16 protein-coding genes are annotated in these 16520 nt (G+C 62.4%); 9 read left to right on the forward strand and 7 right to left on the reverse strand.

What is annotated here, in order from left to right; translation table 11 throughout:
- Nucleotides 1-42: 42 nt before the first annotated feature.
- Nucleotides 43-933: a tRNA glutamyl-Q(34) synthetase GluQRS gene (gene gluQRS, locus SFY93_RS00215; protein ID WP_320445621.1), complete on the reverse strand. Its 891-nt coding sequence runs from the start codon at nucleotides 931-933 to the stop codon at nucleotides 43-45.
- Complete coding sequence (locus SFY93_RS00220; protein ID WP_320445622.1) at nucleotides 930-1835, reverse strand: LysR family transcriptional regulator; 906 nt, start codon at nucleotides 1833-1835, stop codon at nucleotides 930-932. Before SFY93_RS00220 ends, gluQRS begins: the two co-directional genes overlap by 4 nt.
- Nucleotides 1836-1960: 125 nt before the next feature.
- On the opposite strand from SFY93_RS00220, the gene SFY93_RS00225 reads away from it, so the two are divergent.
- Nucleotides 1961-2701, forward strand: coding sequence for an SDR family oxidoreductase (locus tag SFY93_RS00225; protein ID WP_320445623.1), 741 nt, complete (start codon nucleotides 1961-1963; stop codon nucleotides 2699-2701).
- Nucleotides 2702-2722: 21 nt separating this feature from the next.
- Here SFY93_RS00225 and SFY93_RS00230 read toward each other — a convergent pair whose 3' ends face one another.
- Nucleotides 2723-3784: a DUF2252 family protein gene (locus SFY93_RS00230; RefSeq protein ID WP_320445624.1), complete on the reverse strand. Its 1062-nt coding sequence runs from the start codon at nucleotides 3782-3784 to the stop codon at nucleotides 2723-2725.
- 164 nt (nucleotides 3785-3948) lie between these two features.
- Nucleotides 3949-4533 carry a L,D-transpeptidase gene (locus tag SFY93_RS00235; protein WP_320445625.1) on the reverse strand — a complete coding sequence of 195 codons (585 nt, stop codon included), beginning with the start codon at nucleotides 4531-4533 and terminating at the stop codon, nucleotides 3949-3951.
- Between the two features lie 653 nt (nucleotides 4534-5186).
- Between SFY93_RS00235 and SFY93_RS00240 the strand changes: the two genes are divergently transcribed.
- The 4 genes from SFY93_RS00240 (at nucleotide 5187) to SFY93_RS00255 (ending at nucleotide 9814) form a co-directional block, all read left to right on the forward strand.
- Nucleotides 5187-6074, forward strand: a complete 888-nt coding sequence (locus SFY93_RS00240) for a cation diffusion facilitator family transporter (protein WP_320445626.1) — start codon at nucleotides 5187-5189, stop codon at nucleotides 6072-6074.
- 77 nt (nucleotides 6075-6151) lie between these two features.
- Complete coding sequence (locus tag SFY93_RS00245; RefSeq protein ID WP_320445627.1) at nucleotides 6152-6535, forward strand: DUF2946 family protein; 384 nt, start codon at nucleotides 6152-6154, stop codon at nucleotides 6533-6535.
- 70 nt (nucleotides 6536-6605) lie between these two features.
- Nucleotides 6606-8807, forward strand: a complete 2202-nt coding sequence (locus tag SFY93_RS00250; RefSeq protein ID WP_320445628.1) for a TonB-dependent receptor family protein — start codon at nucleotides 6606-6608, stop codon at nucleotides 8805-8807.
- Between the two features lie 44 nt (nucleotides 8808-8851).
- A complete protein-coding gene (locus SFY93_RS00255) occupies nucleotides 8852-9814 on the forward strand; it encodes a DUF1775 domain-containing protein (RefSeq protein WP_320445629.1) in 963 nt (320 codons plus the stop codon).
- 86 nt (nucleotides 9815-9900) lie between these two features.
- Here the strand turns inward: SFY93_RS00255 and SFY93_RS00260 are convergent, their stop codons facing one another.
- Together SFY93_RS00260 and SFY93_RS00265 are read right to left on the reverse strand one after the other, a co-directional pair.
- Nucleotides 9901-10872, reverse strand: a complete 972-nt coding sequence (locus tag SFY93_RS00260) for a S1C family serine protease (RefSeq protein ID WP_120287257.1) — start codon at nucleotides 10870-10872, stop codon at nucleotides 9901-9903.
- A 101-nt stretch (nucleotides 10873-10973) separates the two neighbouring features.
- The gene (locus SFY93_RS00265; protein ID WP_320445630.1) at nucleotides 10974-12050 is read right to left on the reverse strand and encodes an alpha/beta hydrolase family protein; all 1077 of its coding nucleotides are present in this window, start codon (nucleotides 12048-12050) and stop codon (nucleotides 10974-10976) included.
- A 215-nt stretch (nucleotides 12051-12265) separates the two neighbouring features.
- Between SFY93_RS00265 and SFY93_RS00270 the strand changes: the two genes are divergently transcribed.
- The 4 genes from SFY93_RS00270 to SFY93_RS00285 are packed head-to-tail and all read left to right on the forward strand — an operon-like array spanning nucleotide 12266 to nucleotide 15825.
- A complete protein-coding gene (locus SFY93_RS00270) occupies nucleotides 12266-12961 on the forward strand; it encodes a GntR family transcriptional regulator (RefSeq protein WP_320445631.1) in 696 nt (231 codons plus the stop codon).
- Nucleotides 12958-13857, forward strand: a complete 900-nt coding sequence (locus SFY93_RS00275) for a fumarylacetoacetate hydrolase family protein (protein ID WP_320445632.1) — start codon at nucleotides 12958-12960, stop codon at nucleotides 13855-13857. Before SFY93_RS00270 ends, SFY93_RS00275 begins: the two co-directional genes overlap by 4 nt.
- Nucleotides 13858-13893: 36 nt before the next feature.
- The gene (locus SFY93_RS00280) at nucleotides 13894-14790 is read left to right on the forward strand and encodes a polysaccharide deacetylase family protein (RefSeq protein ID WP_320445633.1); all 897 of its coding nucleotides are present in this window, start codon (nucleotides 13894-13896) and stop codon (nucleotides 14788-14790) included.
- A 57-nt stretch (nucleotides 14791-14847) separates the two neighbouring features.
- A complete protein-coding gene (locus tag SFY93_RS00285; RefSeq protein WP_320445634.1) occupies nucleotides 14848-15825 on the forward strand; it encodes a Bug family tripartite tricarboxylate transporter substrate binding protein in 978 nt (325 codons plus the stop codon).
- A gap of 32 nt (nucleotides 15826-15857) precedes the next feature.
- Here SFY93_RS00285 and SFY93_RS00290 read toward each other — a convergent pair whose 3' ends face one another.
- A complete protein-coding gene (locus SFY93_RS00290; RefSeq protein ID WP_089267641.1) occupies nucleotides 15858-16415 on the reverse strand; it encodes an HNH endonuclease in 558 nt (185 codons plus the stop codon).
- Nucleotides 16416-16520 lie beyond the last annotated feature (105 nt).

Here is a 16520-nt window from a genome sequence, read left to right on the forward strand (position 1 = left end):
AGTCACGCCGCGGGCCTGGTCCGGCTTGCGAATTTCTTGCGGCTAACTTGCGGCAGACGGGTCAGGTAGCCCGACCATGCGGCGGATATCCGCTGGTGTAGTGCCCCCGGCCCGCAACTCCCGCAGGCTGGTGGAGTCGGTCGATTTCGACAGTTTTGCGCCGGTGCCATCGCGCACCAGTGGGTGGTGCCGATAGACCGGTTGCGGCAGGCCGAGCAGTTGCTGCAACAGCCGGTGCACGCTGGTCGACCAGAACAGATCCTGGCCGCGCACCACATGGGTCACGCCCTGCAGCGCATCGTCGATGACGACCGAGAGATGATAGCTGGTCGGCGTTTCCTTGCGGGCCAGGATCACGTCACCCCAGGCATCCGGTTGCGCGACAACGGCTCCGGTCTCGCCACTCGGGCCTGCGCCCTGCTCGGTCCATGCGAGCGAACCACTGGCCGCAATGGCTCTGGCCATATCGAGCCGCAGCGCCATCGGGGCATCTGCCCGTTTGAGTTCGGCGACAGCCTGCGGCGACAACGATCTGGCAATGCCTGGATAGAGAGGCGCACCGTCGGGATCGCGCGGCCATGAGCCTTTCGCTTCTTCGGCCGCGATCATGCGCGCGATCTCGGTGCGGCTCTCGAAGCTCGGATAGAGCAGTCCCATGGCGGCGAGCCGCTCGGTCGCGGCGCGGTAGTCGGCGAAATGCTGCGACTGTCGCCGTACCGGCATCTCCCAGGCGATGCCGAGCCAAGCAAGATCCTCGTAGATCGCCGCCTCGAATTCCGGCCGGCAGCGCGTGGCATCGATATCCTCGATCCGCAGCAGCAACCGGCCACCGGCCTCACGCGCCAGATCGAAATTCAGCAGCGCCGAATAGGCATGGCCGAGATGCAGATAGCCGTTGGGGCTGGGCGCGAAGCGAAAAACAGGGGCCATCACAGGTTTGCCTGGATCAGGTCGCGCGCGAAAGCACGCGTCAGCCAGTCCATGAACACACGCACCCGCGGCGAGAGCTGGCGATTGCGCGGATAGAGCAGCGACACGGGCGACGGCGTCGGCGGATGTTGCGGCAGCACCTCGACCAGCGTGCCATCGGCGAGTTCGCCCTTGATCCGATAGTGCGGCACCTGCACCAGGCCGAAGCCGAGTTTCGCCATGGCCACGTAATTTTCCGCGCTGTTCACCGTGATCGCCACCCGCAAGGAGACAAGACGCAGCGCGCCGCTGTCCTGAAATTCCAGCGGCAGCACTGCGCCCGTCGCCGAGGAGTGATAGCCGACCATGCGATGGCCTTCGAGCGCATCGATGGACAAAGGCACGCCCATGCGCGCGAGATAGGACGGCGCGGCGCAGGTGACTTCGTCCATCATGGTCAGCCGCCGCGCCACCATATCGCTGTCGCGGAGCTCCCCGACACGCACCACGCAGTCGATGCCCTCGCGGATCAGGTCAACCAGCCGGTCGCCCTCGCTGAGATAGAGTTGGATATCAGGATATTCGGCGAGAAAGTCCGGCAGATGCGGCAGCACGAAATTACGCGCCAGCGTGCCATTCATATCCACCCGCAGCGGCCCCTTGGGCTTGGCCCCGCAGAACGCGCTTTCGGCGTCTTCAAGATCGGCAATCAGCGTCAGGCAGCGCTGGTGATAGGCCTCGCCGTCCAGCGTCGGTCGCACCAGCCGCGTGGTGCGCTCGAGCAGTCGCACGCCGAGCCGCGCCTCGATCTGCTTCACGGCGTCGGTGACGGTCGACCGCGGCAGACCTAGATCTTCGGCTGCCGCCGTAAAGCTGCGCCGCTCCACCACCCGGGTAAACACCCGCATCGTCTCGAAACGGTCCATCTCTTTGTTCGCTAAATCCGGATTGTGATGCCAGATAATGCATCATTATCCGGAAAGTGAAACTGTCTAGATTTCTCCCATCAGAACGGCGCTGCCAGTCGGCCGTCTTATCGAGGAGAAGCGAAATGACCAACCAATCCAGCAAGGTAGCCATCGTGACGGGCGCATCCCGCGGCATCGGTGCAGCCATCGCCGAGCGGCTGGGCCGCGACGGCTTCACGGTCATCGTCAATTACTCCGGCAATGCCGCGCTGGCCGAGGCCGTCGCACAAAAGATCGAAGCCGCGGGTGGCCGCGCGCTTACCGCCAAGGCCGATGTCAGCGATCCCGCCGCTGTGCGCGGGATGTTCGATGCAGCGGAGACCGCCTTTGGCGGCATCGACGTGCTGATCAACAATGCCGGCATCATGAAGCTCGCGAAATTCGCCGACGCCGACGACGCATCGTTCGACCAACAAATCGCGGTCAATCTGAAAGGCACCTTCAACACTATGCGCGAAGCCGCCAAGCGGCTGCGCGACGGGGGCAGGGTTGTGAACTTCTCCACGGGAGTCGTTGGCACCAAGCTCGAGAGCTACGGCATCTATGCCGCCACCAAGGCTGCGGTCGAAACCATGACGGGTATCATGGCCAAGGAGATGCGGGGCCGCTCGATTACCGTGAACGCCATCGCACCCGGCCCGACCGCAACCGACCTGTTCCTCAATGGCAAGTCACCGGAACTGATCGAGCGTTTCGCCAAGGCGACGCCAATGGAGCGTCTCGGCACACCCGAGGACATCGCCAATGCCGTTGCTTTCCTGGTCGGACCTGAAGGCGGCTGGATCAACGCCCAAGTGCTGCGCGCCAATGGCGGGCTTGTGTGAGATCGGAGCGACTGCCGCGCGTCATTTCTTCTTCCAGCCGCGGTAGTCGCTCTCCACCAGTTCTGACATGGTCTTGGCGGCTTTTCCGAGCCATCCCGGAGGGCGCTTCCTGAGATCGGCGCGCAGCGCTTTTGCGCCGATCTTGCTCGCGACATGAATGGCAGCGAGATCCTGCCCCATCGCATTCAATAGCTGCGTGGTCAGCTTGGCCAGCTCGGCGCCCGGACTCTTGCCGAGTTCAATCTTGCGGGAATCCGGCGCCAGCCGGCGGATCACGAACTTGCCGTCAATGGCCAGAAACGGATCCGGCGCGCGATAGCGTCCAAACGCCAAGGCGTGAAGATGCGAAATGCTCGACTTGCTACCATGTGCCCAAAGCCATGCCGAAGGGACGAGCGCTTTTGCCTCCCTCAGGCAGAAACCGCCTTCCGCAGTGGCGACGGCCACGTATCGTGGCCGGCCGAGGCCGCCGGTGCCCGCGACGCGGCTGCCAAATCTCTCGATCGTTGCGCCCTTCAGCGACTTTTTCAGTGCCTGGACGACCTTTGCAGGCGGCTTGGCGGTCGGATACTTCTTCACCTCGTTCCAGAACTTCGCCGGCTTCTTGCGCACGCGAACGGCATAGGGCCGCATCCAGAATTCGCGTTGATCCAATAAAGCCGGATGGGGATCGGCCAGACCCTTGCGGTAGCCGGCGAGAATGGCACGCGAGATTGGCGCTCTCCCAAGCCTCATGCCCGGCGCAAGCAGCGCGCTGGTCGTAAGACGAACGAGATCGAACAGATACGGCATCTTCGCCGCCTCATCGAAATCGTTGATGCCCCAGACCAGCCGCCCTTCGGCGTCCCGCCAGGTGCCGTAGTTTTCGAGATGGACGTCGCCGACGCACAGGACATGCGGCGCATCGCATAATGTCGGGCAGAGGTCTTCGATCTTCCTTGCCCACCGAAAATACGTGCCACGCAAAAAGACGAAGGAGTCCTCCCGCATCAGCCTGTGTTTGAGCCTGAGGTCCTTTTCCACGACGTCGCACTGGCCACGCAGCCAACCCTCATACGCGCTGTTATCTTCGCGAAAAGACATCTAGGCCTCGCGGTCGCTCAAAAACAATCAAAAGATGTATTGAATTCAGGATGCACCATAAGACGGTGCAACGAAACCGGCTACGGCAAAATTCGTAGCGCCGAACGCAAAACGCCGGGTATCAGAGACACCCGGCGTTTTGAATTCTCGGTCGAAGATGCGTCTCAGGACTCGGCGCGGCCGCTCTGGATCACCACCACGCGGCTGCCGATCTTCACGCGATTATAGAGATCGACGATGTCCTGATTCATCAGCCGGATGCAGCCGCTTGAGACGGCGTGGCCGATGGTCTCGGGCTCGGTGGTGCCGTGAATGCGGAACATGGTGTCGCGGTCGCCCTGATAGAGATACATCGCGCGCGGCCCGAGCGGATTATCGATACCGCCCTCCATGCCGCCCGCCATCTTGCGGTAGCGCGCGGGTTCGCGGTTCATCATGTTTTCCGTCGGGCTCCAGTGCGGCCACTCGGCCTTGCGCTTGATCACCGCAGCGCCGGCGAAAGCGAGGCCGGCCTTGCCGACGCCGATGCCATAGCGCATCGCCTTGCCGTCGCCTTCCACGAGATAGAGATGCCGTGCGGCCGTATCGACCACGATGGTGCCTGCGGGCTCCTTGGTGCGGTAAGCGACGCGCTGACGCAGCATCGCCGAATCGATTCCGGAGACGTCGATGGCCGGCAGCGTGTGCCCGCCGTCATTCAACTCGGCATAGCTGGCGGACGGACCGCCAAAGCCGGTGGACGACATCATCCCCCCGCTGCTTGCACATCCTGCCAACACAGCGGGCAACATCAAAAGCGCCAGAAGGCGCAGCCCGCGTGATCCACCAAAACCTGTCATTCCCAACCCTTGCTGCAACGCGTCCAACCCGGACGACCCGCACCTCATACAGGGCTGAGCGATCAAATCAGGCTCAACAGCGTGTCATTTCGCTCATGGAACAGCTCTGGACTGCACTTTGCGCGCCGCTGTGGTGATCGCGCCACAGCCGCGCAGGCTCACGAATAACCTCAGGTTGATCGATCGCCTTTGAGGGTCGGCCGGCGCGCAGCGCGAGCCTTCCCACGGAACCGCAGCAGCGATGCCCGCCGAAGCGGGCCGGAACACTCCACCATGGGTCTCACCGGCCTTGTTGAGACCGGCGACATTGAGGACCACGCCATGACGACACGATCCAGCACGATGTCGTCCCGCAACTATCAATGCGCGGACGACCGCTACAAACGCCACGCGCATGACGAGATCGATATCATGTCCATTGGAAGGACGACCTGCTCGACGAAGTCCACGCGCCTTATAATGCGAAGCACTTGCAGCTGGATTTCACGGCTTGCATCGTTCTGATCGGCATATTAGAGCACACAGCCGCGTGAGACTTCGCGTTACCCCAACGAGATTTTCAGATGACAAGCGTTCGCAGTCTTGCGCAAGGCAGCATTGCCGTTGGCCTGCTGGTCCTCGGTATGAAATACGCCGCCTATTATCTGACTGGCAGCGTCGCACTGCTGTCCGATGCGATTGAAAGCATCGTTAATGTCGTGACAGCCATCGTTGTTTTGCTTGCGACCACGCTGAGCGCGAAACCGGCAGACGACGATCATCCCTACGGGCACCATAAGGCTGAATATTTCTCGGCCGTGCTCGAAGGCGTACTGATCGTGCTCGCCGCGATCCTGATCCTGCGCGAAGCCTATCAAAGCTATCTGACGCCGCGCCTCGTCGAAGCCCCCTGGGTCGGACTACTCGTCAACGCAGCGGCAAGCGTCATCAATGCAGGTTGGGCATGGGTGCTGATCAGGCAAGGTCGCATCCACCGCTCGCCTGCCCTGGCAGCAGACGGCCGCCATTTGCTGTCCGACGTGTATTCTTCAATCGGTGTTCTCGGCGGCGTCGGAGTAGCGGCACTGTCGGGCATCGCCATTCTCGATCCGATCCTTGCGGCGCTCGTCGCGCTCAACATCCTGTGGGCCGGCTGGGGCCTGATGAAGGAATCGCTCAGCGGATTGATGGACGAGGCCATTCCGCCAGCCATGCTCGCGAGTATCAAGCAGACCATATCGGCCCATGCCGACGGCGCGATCGAGGCGCATGACCTGCGCACCCGCCGCGCCGGCAGCATGACCTTTATCGATTTCCATCTGGTGGTGGCAGGATCGACCACCGTGAGCGCCGCGCACGACATTTGCGACAAGCTCGAGACCGCGATCCGTCAGGAGATCGGCGAAGCGCTGATCACCATCCATGTCGAACCCGACGACAAGGCCAAGCATTCCGGCATCGTCGTTCTCTAGATTTCGGGTGACTTCGCTCCACGAACGGCTTTGACAGGTTCCGCCCCCGTGTTAATCGGGAGGCGAGGATCGTTCCCGTGACACATGTTTCGCGCAAACGCTGGTTTGGGGCCGTGGCATCTTTGGCCGCTGCCTATGCGCTTGTGCTCAATGTCGTGCTGTCCAGCCTGTTGCTCGCCGCGATATCGCCGACTGCGCAGGCCGCAGGCTTCGAGCTCTGCCTCACCCATCCCGACCTTGCCGCATTCCCTGATGACACCGGCAAGACGTCAGGCGCACCTGCGGTGCATTGCCCGGTCTGCGTCGGCACCCATGCGCCGGGTGCCCCGCCTGCCTCCGCCACTTTCCTCGTCTCGCGTATCGCCATCGCGATCGCTCCCGTTGCCGCCCTCGACGATCGCATCGTTGTGGAAGCAGCAACCTCCGACCACCGGGCCCGCGCGCCGCCGCGCCTGAGCTGACGTTCCACGCCGTCAGACGCCGCGCATCAGCGCGCGCGTTGCTCAGTTCAATCCCGGTGGAGTTTTCCCCATGCTATCCGTTTCCATGCGGCTGCGCAGCGTCCTGCTCGCATCCGCGGCCGCGCTCATTCCAGGCGCGGTGTCGGCCCAATCGGCCCTTTCAACATCGCTTCCGGCGGTTACCGTCGATGCACCCGCCCAGCAGCGCGCTGCAGCCACGCGCAAGCCACGCAACGTGGCGCCAAACGCCCGTACGGCCCGCAGCACCCCTGCGGCAACGCCAGCATCTGTCGGCGCGCAGGCCCCGACCGTCCCAGGGGCCCTTACGGTGCTCACCGCGCAGCAGGCACTCCGCGAGGTCCAGCAGACGCCCGGCGGCGTCGCGCTGGTGACAGCGGATGCGTGGCGAACGTCGACGCCGTCGAACACCATCAAGGACGTGCTCGATTATGTGCCGGGCGTGTTCGCGCAGCCGAAATGGGGCGACGACACCCGCCTGTCGATCCGCGGATCGAGCCTGTCGCGTAATTTCCATCTGCGCGGCGTGCAACTCTATATGGACGGCATCCCGATCAACACCGCCGACGGCTATGGCGATTTCCAGGAGATCGACCCGACCGCCTATAAATATGTCGAGGTGTTCAAGGGCGGCAACGCATTGCGCTTCGGCGCCAATTCGCTCGGCGGCGCGATCAATTTCGTGACGCCCACCGGCCGCGATCCTTTCGCGAACGGCGCGTCGGTCGACATGGGCGCCTTCGGCTTCCGTCGCCTGCAAGCCAACACCGGCGGCGCCAATGGTCCGTGGGACGGTTTCATCACGGCCTCGACGCAATCCGCCGATGGCTTCCGCGATCACAGCAATGGCGAGGCAACACGCGTCAGCGGCAATGTCGGCTACCAGTTCTCGCCGGACTTCGAGACCCGCTTCTATCTCAATGCCAACAGCGTGCGGCAGCGCATTCCCGGCTCGGTCAGCAAAGACAGCGCGCTGAATTCGCCAACCACCGCGGCGGCCAGCAACCTCACCGGTGATCAGCAGCGCAATATCGACACGGTGCGCCTCGCCAACAAAACCACCATCCGGCTCGACAATACTACGATCGACTTTGGCGTCTTCGGCGTCGATCGGCACCTGATGCATCCGATCTTCCAGTATCTGGACTACAGCTATCAGGACTATGGCGGCTTCGCGAAGGTCACCGACGACCGCAATATCGGCGGCTATCGCAACGTGTTTGTCGCCGGCGTCAATGTGATCAACGGCAGGATCGACAACAACCAGTATGTCAATGTCGCGGGCCAGAAGGGCGCGCTGACATTCTCGTCCATCGATCGATCGAAGAACACCTCGGTCTATGCTGAGAATTCGTTCTATTTCCTGCCGACTGTCGCTGTCATTGGTGGCACGCAATTCCTTTATGCGACGCGCGACAGACAGGATCGTTTGAAGCCCAATGGGGTCGACGGATCAGGCTCGACCGAATTCAACCTGTGGAGCCCTAAGGGCGGATTGCTCTGGAACATCGATCCGACCTGGCAGGCTTACGCGAATATCTCGCGCAGTGCCGAAGTCCCGAGCTTCGGCGAGAGTTCGAACGGCCCGGGCATCCCGACGATTCCCTTCACCAGCATCCGGCCACAGCGTGCGACGACCTATGAAATCGGCACCCGTGGACGACGGCCAGACCTGACATGGGAATTGACGGGCTATCGCGCTAACATTACCGACGAATTGCAATGTATTTACAGCGCCTTCGGCAATTGCAACGTCACCAATGCGGATCGCACCATCCATCAGGGCATCGAGGCCGGTCTCGGCATCGCCGTGTTCAAGGGCATGTTCGACGCAGGTCCACAGCCAGACAAGCTCTGGCTCAACATGGCCTACACGTTCAACGACTTCCGCTTCGACAATGACGCGACTTTCGGCAACAATCTGCTGCCGGGCGCGCCGCGGCACTATCTGCGCGCGGAACTGCTCTACAAGCACGCCAACGGCTTCTATCTCGGCCCCAATGTCGAATGGGTGCCGGAAGCTTACTATGTCGACAGCGCCAATACGCTGAAGACCGAACCCTATGCGCTGCTCGGCCTGAAAGCCGGCGTCGATAATGGCGGCACATATTCGGGCTATATCGAAGCGCGCAACGTGCTCGACACCCGTTACATCGCCTCCGCCAGCATTCTCAATCAGGCCACCGCGACATCGCCGCTGTTCGAACCCGGCACCGGCCGCGCCATCTATGCCGGCGTCAAGGCGAGGTGGTGAAGATGACGAATTCCGCTATGCTTCAATCCACGAAAGGACGTTCCATGACCAACCGCTCCATGCTGTTGCTTCTCACTGCGCTGGGCGCAGTGGCATCGCCTGCTTATGCCCATGTCTTCGTGCAGAGCGGCCCGGCCACGGTCGGCGGCTCCTATCGCGCGGTGCTCGCCGTGCCGCATGGCTGCGGTGCCTCGCCAACGACGAAGATCACCGTGCAGATTCCCGAAGGCATGATCGCGGTGAAGCCAATGCCGAAGCCGGGCTGGACCATCGCCGTGAAGAAAGGCGCCTATGCGCAGTCCTACGATTTCATGCACGGCATGAAGGCGTCGGAGGGCGTCAAGGAAATCACCTGGACCGGGAAGCTCGACAACGACTTCTATGACGAGTTCGTATTCTCGGCCTATCTGCCTGCCGCATTGAAGGCCGATGCACCGTTGTATCTGCCGACATTGCAGAGCTGCGAGCAGGGTTCGGAAGACTGGGCGCAGATCCCGGCTGCAGGACAGGACCCGCACAGCCTGAAATCACCCGCGCCGGCCGTGCGCCTTGCCGCGGCATCACCACACGATGCAATGGCGCAGATGACCGGCATGGTTCATACGGGCGACCTGATGATCATGACGCCCTGGACGCGTGCCACACCGCCCGCGGCCAAGGTGGCCGGCGGCTATCTCACCATCACCAACAACGGCAAGACCAGCGACAAACTCCTGGGGGGCACATTCACCGGCGGCAGCCGCATCGAAGTGCATGAGATGAGCGTGACCGATGGCGTGATGAAGATGCGTCCGCTCAATGAGGGGCTCGAGATCAAGCCCGGCGCCACCGTGAAGCTCGAGCCCGGCGGCTATCACTTGATGCTGATGGATCTCGCCAAGCCGTTCGCCAAAGGCGACAAGGTGAAAGTCCAGCTACAATTCGAGAAAGCCGGCAAGGTGGATGTCGAGCTCGACGTCAACGCCGTCGGCGCCTCGGCACCGGCGGGTGGCGGACACGCGCACTGATCACGTCGAGACGCTGCGCACCGCACATGTTGCGGTGCGCCTGATGTCTACGACAAGGCCGCGATTGGGTCGTGTGTATCGTGGCGTTAGTGCAGCCGGGGAGCTTTCAGCATCTTGGAGCGGTCCGTCGATACCAATTCGACATCGAATGTATCGCCACCGCGATAGAGCGTCAGCGGCACGTCGACACCGGCCGGACCGAGCGCCCAGAGTGCGCGATAGAATTCGACGGAATCGGATACCTCCTCACCGTTGACGGCAAGAATCACGTCGCCGGTCTTGAGCTCAGCCCGGGCCGCGGGCCCCTTCCTGGCGATCCCGACCACGACGACCTTGTCCTCGACCTCGGCGGCATACAGCCCGAGCCACGGCCGCGGCGGCTTGTTGGCACGACCATAGGTCTTGAGATCGTCGAGGACCGGCTTCAGCAGATCGATCGGCACGACCATGTTGAGATGTTCGTTCTTGCCGCCATGCTCGCGCTCGATCTGTAGCGAGCCAATGCCGATCAACTCGCCCTTGGCGTTGATCAGGGCGGCACCGCCCCAGTTCGGATGCGCCGGATGCGTGAAAATCGCGTCGTCGAGCAGGTATTCCCAATAGCCGGCGAATTCCTGTGTCGCGGCGATCTTCCCGGCCACGGACCGCGTGCGTCCGCCAACGCCGCCGACCACCACGCGATCGCCAATCTTCGCGCTCGCCGACTCACCGAGCGGCAGCGGCGCAATGTCGATCTCGCCGAGCGCCTGCACGAGTCCGAAACCGCTTTCCTGATCGACGCCCAGCGCCGTACCCTGCACCACGCGGCCGTCGCCGAGATGCACCCAGATCGTTTCGGCCTCGGTGATGAGATAGCCGATGGTGAGAATAAGGCCGTCGCCGATCAGCACGCCATTGCCGGCGCGCTCGGTGCCGAGCGTATCTGCCGTGAAAGCATCTTCCGGGATGATGCAATGCAGGCCAACCACCGCCTCCAGCGCCTGCTCGAGGTCGAATCCGTAATCCTCAGCACGCGGCTGCACACCCGGGGGCACTTTCCACTCGGTCAGTGAAGGCATGCAAAATCTCCTTTGTCCGGGATGGGTAGCCCCCGCCATATAAGAACCGATCGCGGACGTGGAAGTCCAGCCTGTGAACTTAGCGGCCCTGCGGCGTTTGGTTACGCACCGGGACGTTTTGCGAGCCACGCCAGCAGCACCGCATTGACCTCGCGCGGATAGCAGTGGCTGAGATCGTCGATCTCGCGATAGGTGACATCGGCGCCGGCGATCGTGAGCGCCTGCTGTGCCTCGCGCGCGGTCTGCACCGGAAACATCCAGTCGAGACGGCCATGAACGAGATGGATCGGCAGGCCGCGCAGGCGATCTGCATCGGCAAACTGCGCCATCAGCGGATGGAAGGTCGAGGCCACCGGCGCCAGATGGGTGAAGGGCGACTCGGCGCGGAGGCCGCTGACATAGCAGAAGGTGCCGCCATCGCTCATGCCGGTCAGCAGGAGCTGCGCGAGATCGATATGCCAGCGCGACTGCACCAGTTCAAGAATGCGCGAAAGATTCGGCGTATCCGCATCGTCGCCCATCAGCGCCCAGGTGCTGCCGATCGCCGTCGGCGCGACGAGAATCGCGCCAGAGCTACGCGCATCGGCCAGCCAGCTCCACAGGAAAGCCCGGCCGTTGCCGCTGCCGCCATGCAACGCCATCACCAGCGGCCAGGCACGATCCGGCGTGTAGGTTTCCGGCACATACATCGAGAAACCGCCGCGACGTCCGGGCTCGCCATCATGAATGACGCCGGTGTTCTCTGCCGAAGGCAATGCCAGTCGTTCAAGCAGTGCCGTGTTCTCGCGCATGTCAGGCGGAAGAAAGAACGTACTCACAGGCGGCAGCCGCGCCACCGTGGCATAAAGCGATTCCTGCGCGCGCGTGGCGTGGCGCAATGCACGAAACACCATCGGCAGATCGCCGCCGGGCTGCTGGGCCGCGCGCAAGCCGGTAAAGGCTGTCAGCGCCGCGTCGCTCGCCGCATCGAGATGTGCCCGCAGATCGCTAAAATCATCCGGCCATACGTTGAGCTCTGCGCGCACCGCCTTGAGCGCCTGATCAGGCTCGCCCACCGCTTCCATGACGGCACCGAAAGTCGGCGGATGCAGATTGCGCGCAACAAATTGCAGCGCCTCGAGCGACTGCAGCAGGGGCGGCAGCAGAACAACGATATCGTCGACGACTATGTCGCTCATCGGAAGCTCCGGGCAAATCGTTTGGCCCCATCAACCCGGGACCGAGCGAGAGGCCAGAGACCATACTGATACGACGGCAAAGCGGCCATCTGCGCCCGGCGAGATTTGTCAGCCCCAGTTACCGATCATCCAGATCACTCACATCCGGCACAATCGCTGCGCCGCAACATTGAAATACCATAGACTTCTCGATTTTGTATACATATACAAAATTCATGAGCATCAGCCCGATCGCCGCCAGGCCCTATTTGAGAGACGAGGTCTATACGGCCTTGAAAGTTCGGCTGGGGGTGCGCGCGGCCGGCCTCACGGCCCCCTTGCGGCTTCGAGAAGAGGAGCTTGCGGCAGAGCTCGGGGTCAGTCGGACGCCCGTACGTGAGGCCATGCGCAGGCTTGAGCAGGAAGGGCTGATCACGTTTCGCCCGCGCCGCGGCGCACGGCTGATGCCGACATCGCTGCCGGAATATCTCGAATGGCTGTCGATCCGGGAAATGCTGGAAGGTCTGGCAGCACGCGAAGTGGCCCTCAACGGTGCGAATGATGTCGCGCCCCGCCTGCGGGCCGTGTTCGCCGATTTCGATGAAGCCGGAGCGCTGGCACGCCCCGCCGAATATGCCGCTGCCAACACTGCCTTTCATGCGCTGATGATCAAAGAGAGCGGCAACGCCCTGCTCGGCAAAACATGGGACTCATTCGGCCATCTGAAAATGGCGGGACTGCGCTTCATCGAGCGTCTCAATCGCGGCTCGCAATCGTTTCATGAGCACCATGACATCATCGACGCGATCGCACAGCGCGACCCCGACCGCGCGGAAATACTCGCGCGACGGCATGTCCGTTTGCTGCGCGATCAGGCAGCGGCATCGCTGAAAGAATTTGACCTCCCCGAACAGAATGAGACCACACCATGATCTTCCTCACTTTTGCAGCCGCAGACGGATCGCATCTGGGCCTCTTGATCGATGACAATGTTCTCGATCTGACAAAGGCGTGGCCGGGTGCAGGCCAGGCCTCCGCGCCGCGCCATGTCGGCGATCTCGCCGAAGCCGGCGAAGCGGGGCTCGCCATCGTGCGTGATCTCGCATCCACCGCGAATGCCGCGAACCTTGTTGCGCGGACATCGCTGACGCTGATGGCACCGATTCCGCGGCCGAAAAAGAACGTTTTCTGCGTTGGCCGCAACTACAAGGACCATATCGACGAAGGCATGCGCGCGCAGGGCAAAGCGCCCGCCCCGCTGCCGAGCGTGCCGGAATTCTTCACCAAACCGCCGACCGCCGTGATCGCTTCAGGTGAAACCGTTCCGCAGCATGCCAATGTCACCGAACAGCTCGATTACGAGGTCGAGCTCGCCGTCATCATCGGCAAGCCTGGCAGCAACATTTCCGCACAAAACGCCTTCGATCATGTGTTTGGCTATTCGATCATCAACGATATCACCGGCCGCGACATGCAACGCCGTTACGGCCAGTGGTTCAAAGGCAAGGGCCTCGATCGCTCCTGCCCGTTCGGGCCGGTTGTGGTCCATGCGTCCGCGCTGCCGAATGTTGCCGACATCAGGATCTTCAGCACGGTCAATGGCGAGGTACGCCAGGACAGCCGCACCAGCCGCATGATCTTCGATATTCCGGCCATCATCGAACATCTGACGCGCGGTCTCACGCTGGAGCCCGGAGACGTGATCGCCACCGGAACTCCGTCCGGGGTCGGCTATGCGATGACGCCGCCGCGCTTCCTGCTCAAGGGGGATCGCGTCACAGCCGAGATCGAAGGCATCGGCATCCTGTCCAACAGCATCGTGGCCTGACACGGCACCGCACTCGCCAAAAACAAGGACAACAACATGAGTGATTCCCGGACACTTCGCGTGCAGCGCGCGACGTCGGACTTTCGCTGGCCGAATGGTGCACGCATCGGCATCGTCTTCAACCTGGCCTACGAAGCCTGGTCGTCCGGCAAGGCGCCGGGCATCGGGCCGATGGGCAACGTGTTGCAGCCCGGCTTTTTCGATACCAACGCACATTCCTGGGCAAGCTACGGCGCCGTGCGCGGCATCCAGCGCCTCACGCGCATCGCTGCCGCGAACGATGTGAAGACCAGCATCATGGTCAACGGCGTGCTGGCCGAAACCCACCCGACCGTGCTGAAGGAGCTTCATACCGCTGGTCACGAGATCGTGGCGCATTCCTATGGCATGGATGTCATCCCGGTCTATTTCGACGAGGCCGGTGAGCGCGCCAATATCCGCCGCACCGGTGACCTCATCGCCGCCGTCACCGGTGAACGTCCGAAAGGATGGATCAGCCCACGAGGCACCGGAAGCCTGATTTCGCCAAAGCTGCTCGCTGAGGAAGGCTATGTCTGGTTCGGCGACTGCAATGACGACGACCTGCCCTCGATTATCACGCAGAAAGATGCGCCGGAGCAGCGCATCGTCGGCATTCCGCTGACGATGGACGTGAACGATCTGCCGCACAGCATCCGCTACGGCAATGCGCCGGCGACGCTGATCGACCAGTTCCGCGCCATCCTCGACAATGCAAACCAGGCCGACGCGGCACCGTTCATGCTCGATGTCACCGCGCATACCCATGTGTTCGGTCGGCCCGCAGGCGCGTGGGTTTACGACGCCATGATCAAGCTGGCGCGCAAGCGCGACGATGTCTGGATCGGCACGCGTATGGAGATTGCCGAATACGCGCTGGCGCAGGGCCGGTGGTTCAAGGACGAGGTGTTCTGAACCACACCCGTTGAGGAGGCGCAAAAGCCTCCCAAAAAAACATCGAGGAGGAATCTCATGACGCACTTCTTCAAGCGCGCATCCAGCGCGGTCGTGATCACCGCTGCGCTGCTGACGGCGATCGGTCCCGCCGTCGCCCAACAGCCCTACCCGGCGCAGCCGGTGCGCCTGCTCGTCGCTTTCGCGCCGGGCGGCCCCGCCGATATCATCGCGCGCATTGTCGGACAGAAACTGAACGACCTGTGGCGCGAACCCGTCGTTATCGAGAATCGCGGTGGCGCCGGTGGCAATATCGCGGCTGCCGCGGCTGCAAGGGCCGAACCCAACGGCTATACCGTGCTGGTGACGACAAGCGCATTCGCCGTCAATCCGAGCCTGTCGGCAAAGGCCGGTTATTCGCCGGACGAATTCAAGACCGTGGTGGTCGCGGCGACCACGCCCAATCTGATCGTCGGCGCGCCTAGTCTCACAGCATCGACCCTGCGCGAGGTGATCGCCTCTGCCGCCAAGGAAAACTTCACTTATGGCACCGCCGGTGTCGGCACCACGCCGCATCTGTCGGCCGAAAAAATATTCAGGCTCAACGCCAAGGCCAACATCGTGCATGCGCCGTTCACGGGTGCAGGTCCCGCGCTAAATGCGGTGATGGGCGGTCACACGCCTCTGGCCAGTGTCGCCTTGCCCGCGGCGATGGAGCTGGTGAAGGGCAAACAGGTCAAGGCGCTGGCCGTGACAAGCCGCGAGCGCATGCCATCGCTTCCGGATGTCCCGACCGCGCGCGAGCTCGGACTGAGTGACGACGAGGATGCAACCTGGGTGGCATTCCTGGTGCCGGCCAAGACGCCGCAGGCAATCATCGACAAGCTCAACGCCGACGTGAACAAGACGCTTGCAGATGCAGGTGTTCGCGAACAATTCGACCGCATCGGCTTCGCGGCTGTTGGCGGTTCTGTGACCGACTCCCAGACCTATGTGCGCGGAGAGATCACCAAATGGGGCGATATCATCCGCAAGCTCGAGCTGAAGCAGGAATAGCGACCTAGGCGTAGTAGTAGCGCCCGACGCCCCTACGGATCCAGTTCCGTATCCCAATAGAGATAGTCCAGCCAGCTGCCGTGCAGATAGTTCGGCGGAAACAGCCGGCCGTTGCGATGCAGCTGGTGCACCGTCGGCGCGAACGCCGTTTGGCGCGGGAACATGCGCGCCTGCTGCGTGGTCATGTTGCCCTTGCGCAGATTGCAAGGCGAACAGGCCGCAACAACGTTCTCCCAGGTGGTCTGGCCGCCCTTGGAGCGTGGAATGATATGATCGAAGGTCAGATCGTCATGCGAGCCGCAATACTGGCAGGAGAAGCGGTCGCGCAGGAAAACGTTGAACCGGGTGAAGGCGGGATGCGTCGTCGGCTTCACGAACGACTTCAGCGACACCACGCTGGGCAGCTGAAATTCGAACGAAGGACTCCGCACCGCGTGATCGTAGTGCTCTACGATATTCACACGGTCGAGAAACACTGCCTTGATCGCGTCTTGCCACGACCACAGCGACAGTGGGTAGTAACTCAGCGGCCGGAAGTCCGCATTGAGGACCAGAACCGGCCAACCGCCTTGCGAGACATGTGCGTTCAAGTAACGCTCCTGACCCCCACATATGGCTGCGAAGCAACCTGTCTCCACATACTACAGGCAGCGTGACAGGGTTGTGAAGGGCATAGGGCAGACCTTATCCCCTCA

The organism is Tardiphaga sp. 42S5 (assembly GCF_034044155.1).
Taxonomy (GTDB): Bacteria; Pseudomonadota; Alphaproteobacteria; order Rhizobiales; family Xanthobacteraceae; genus Tardiphaga; species Tardiphaga robiniae.

Excerpts from the sequence above, each read along its gene's own strand:
- SFY93_RS00285 (WP_320445634.1), top strand. The coding sequence starts at position 14,848 with ATGACGCACTTCTTCAAGCGCGCATCCAGCGCGGTCGTGATCACCGCT.
- SFY93_RS00240 (WP_320445626.1), top strand. The coding sequence starts at position 5,187 with ATGACAAGCGTTCGCAGTCTTGCGCAAGGCAGCATTGCCGTTGGCCTG.
- SFY93_RS00230 (WP_320445624.1), bottom strand. The coding sequence starts at position 3,784 with ATGTCTTTTCGCGAAGATAACAGCGCGTATGAGGGTTGGCTGCGTGGC.
- SFY93_RS00270 (WP_320445631.1), top strand. The coding sequence starts at position 12,266 with ATGAGCATCAGCCCGATCGCCGCCAGGCCCTATTTGAGAGACGAGGTC.
- SFY93_RS00250 (WP_320445628.1), top strand. The coding sequence starts at position 6,606 with ATGCTATCCGTTTCCATGCGGCTGCGCAGCGTCCTGCTCGCATCCGCG.
- SFY93_RS00260 (WP_120287257.1), bottom strand. The coding sequence starts at position 10,872 with ATGCCTTCACTGACCGAGTGGAAAGTGCCCCCGGGTGTGCAGCCGCGT.
- SFY93_RS00235 (WP_320445625.1), bottom strand. The coding sequence starts at position 4,533 with ATGATGTCGTCCACCGGCTTTGGCGGTCCGTCCGCCAGCTATGCCGAG.
- SFY93_RS00280 (WP_320445633.1), top strand. The coding sequence starts at position 13,894 with ATGAGTGATTCCCGGACACTTCGCGTGCAGCGCGCGACGTCGGACTTT.
- SFY93_RS00275 (WP_320445632.1), top strand. The coding sequence starts at position 12,958 with ATGATCTTCCTCACTTTTGCAGCCGCAGACGGATCGCATCTGGGCCTC.
- SFY93_RS00225 (WP_320445623.1), top strand. The coding sequence starts at position 1,961 with ATGACCAACCAATCCAGCAAGGTAGCCATCGTGACGGGCGCATCCCGC.
- SFY93_RS00255 (WP_320445629.1), top strand. The coding sequence starts at position 8,852 with ATGACCAACCGCTCCATGCTGTTGCTTCTCACTGCGCTGGGCGCAGTG.
- SFY93_RS00265 (WP_320445630.1), bottom strand. The coding sequence starts at position 12,050 with ATGAGCGACATAGTCGTCGACGATATCGTTGTTCTGCTGCCGCCCCTG.
- SFY93_RS00220 (WP_320445622.1), bottom strand. The coding sequence starts at position 1,835 with ATGGACCGTTTCGAGACGATGCGGGTGTTTACCCGGGTGGTGGAGCGG.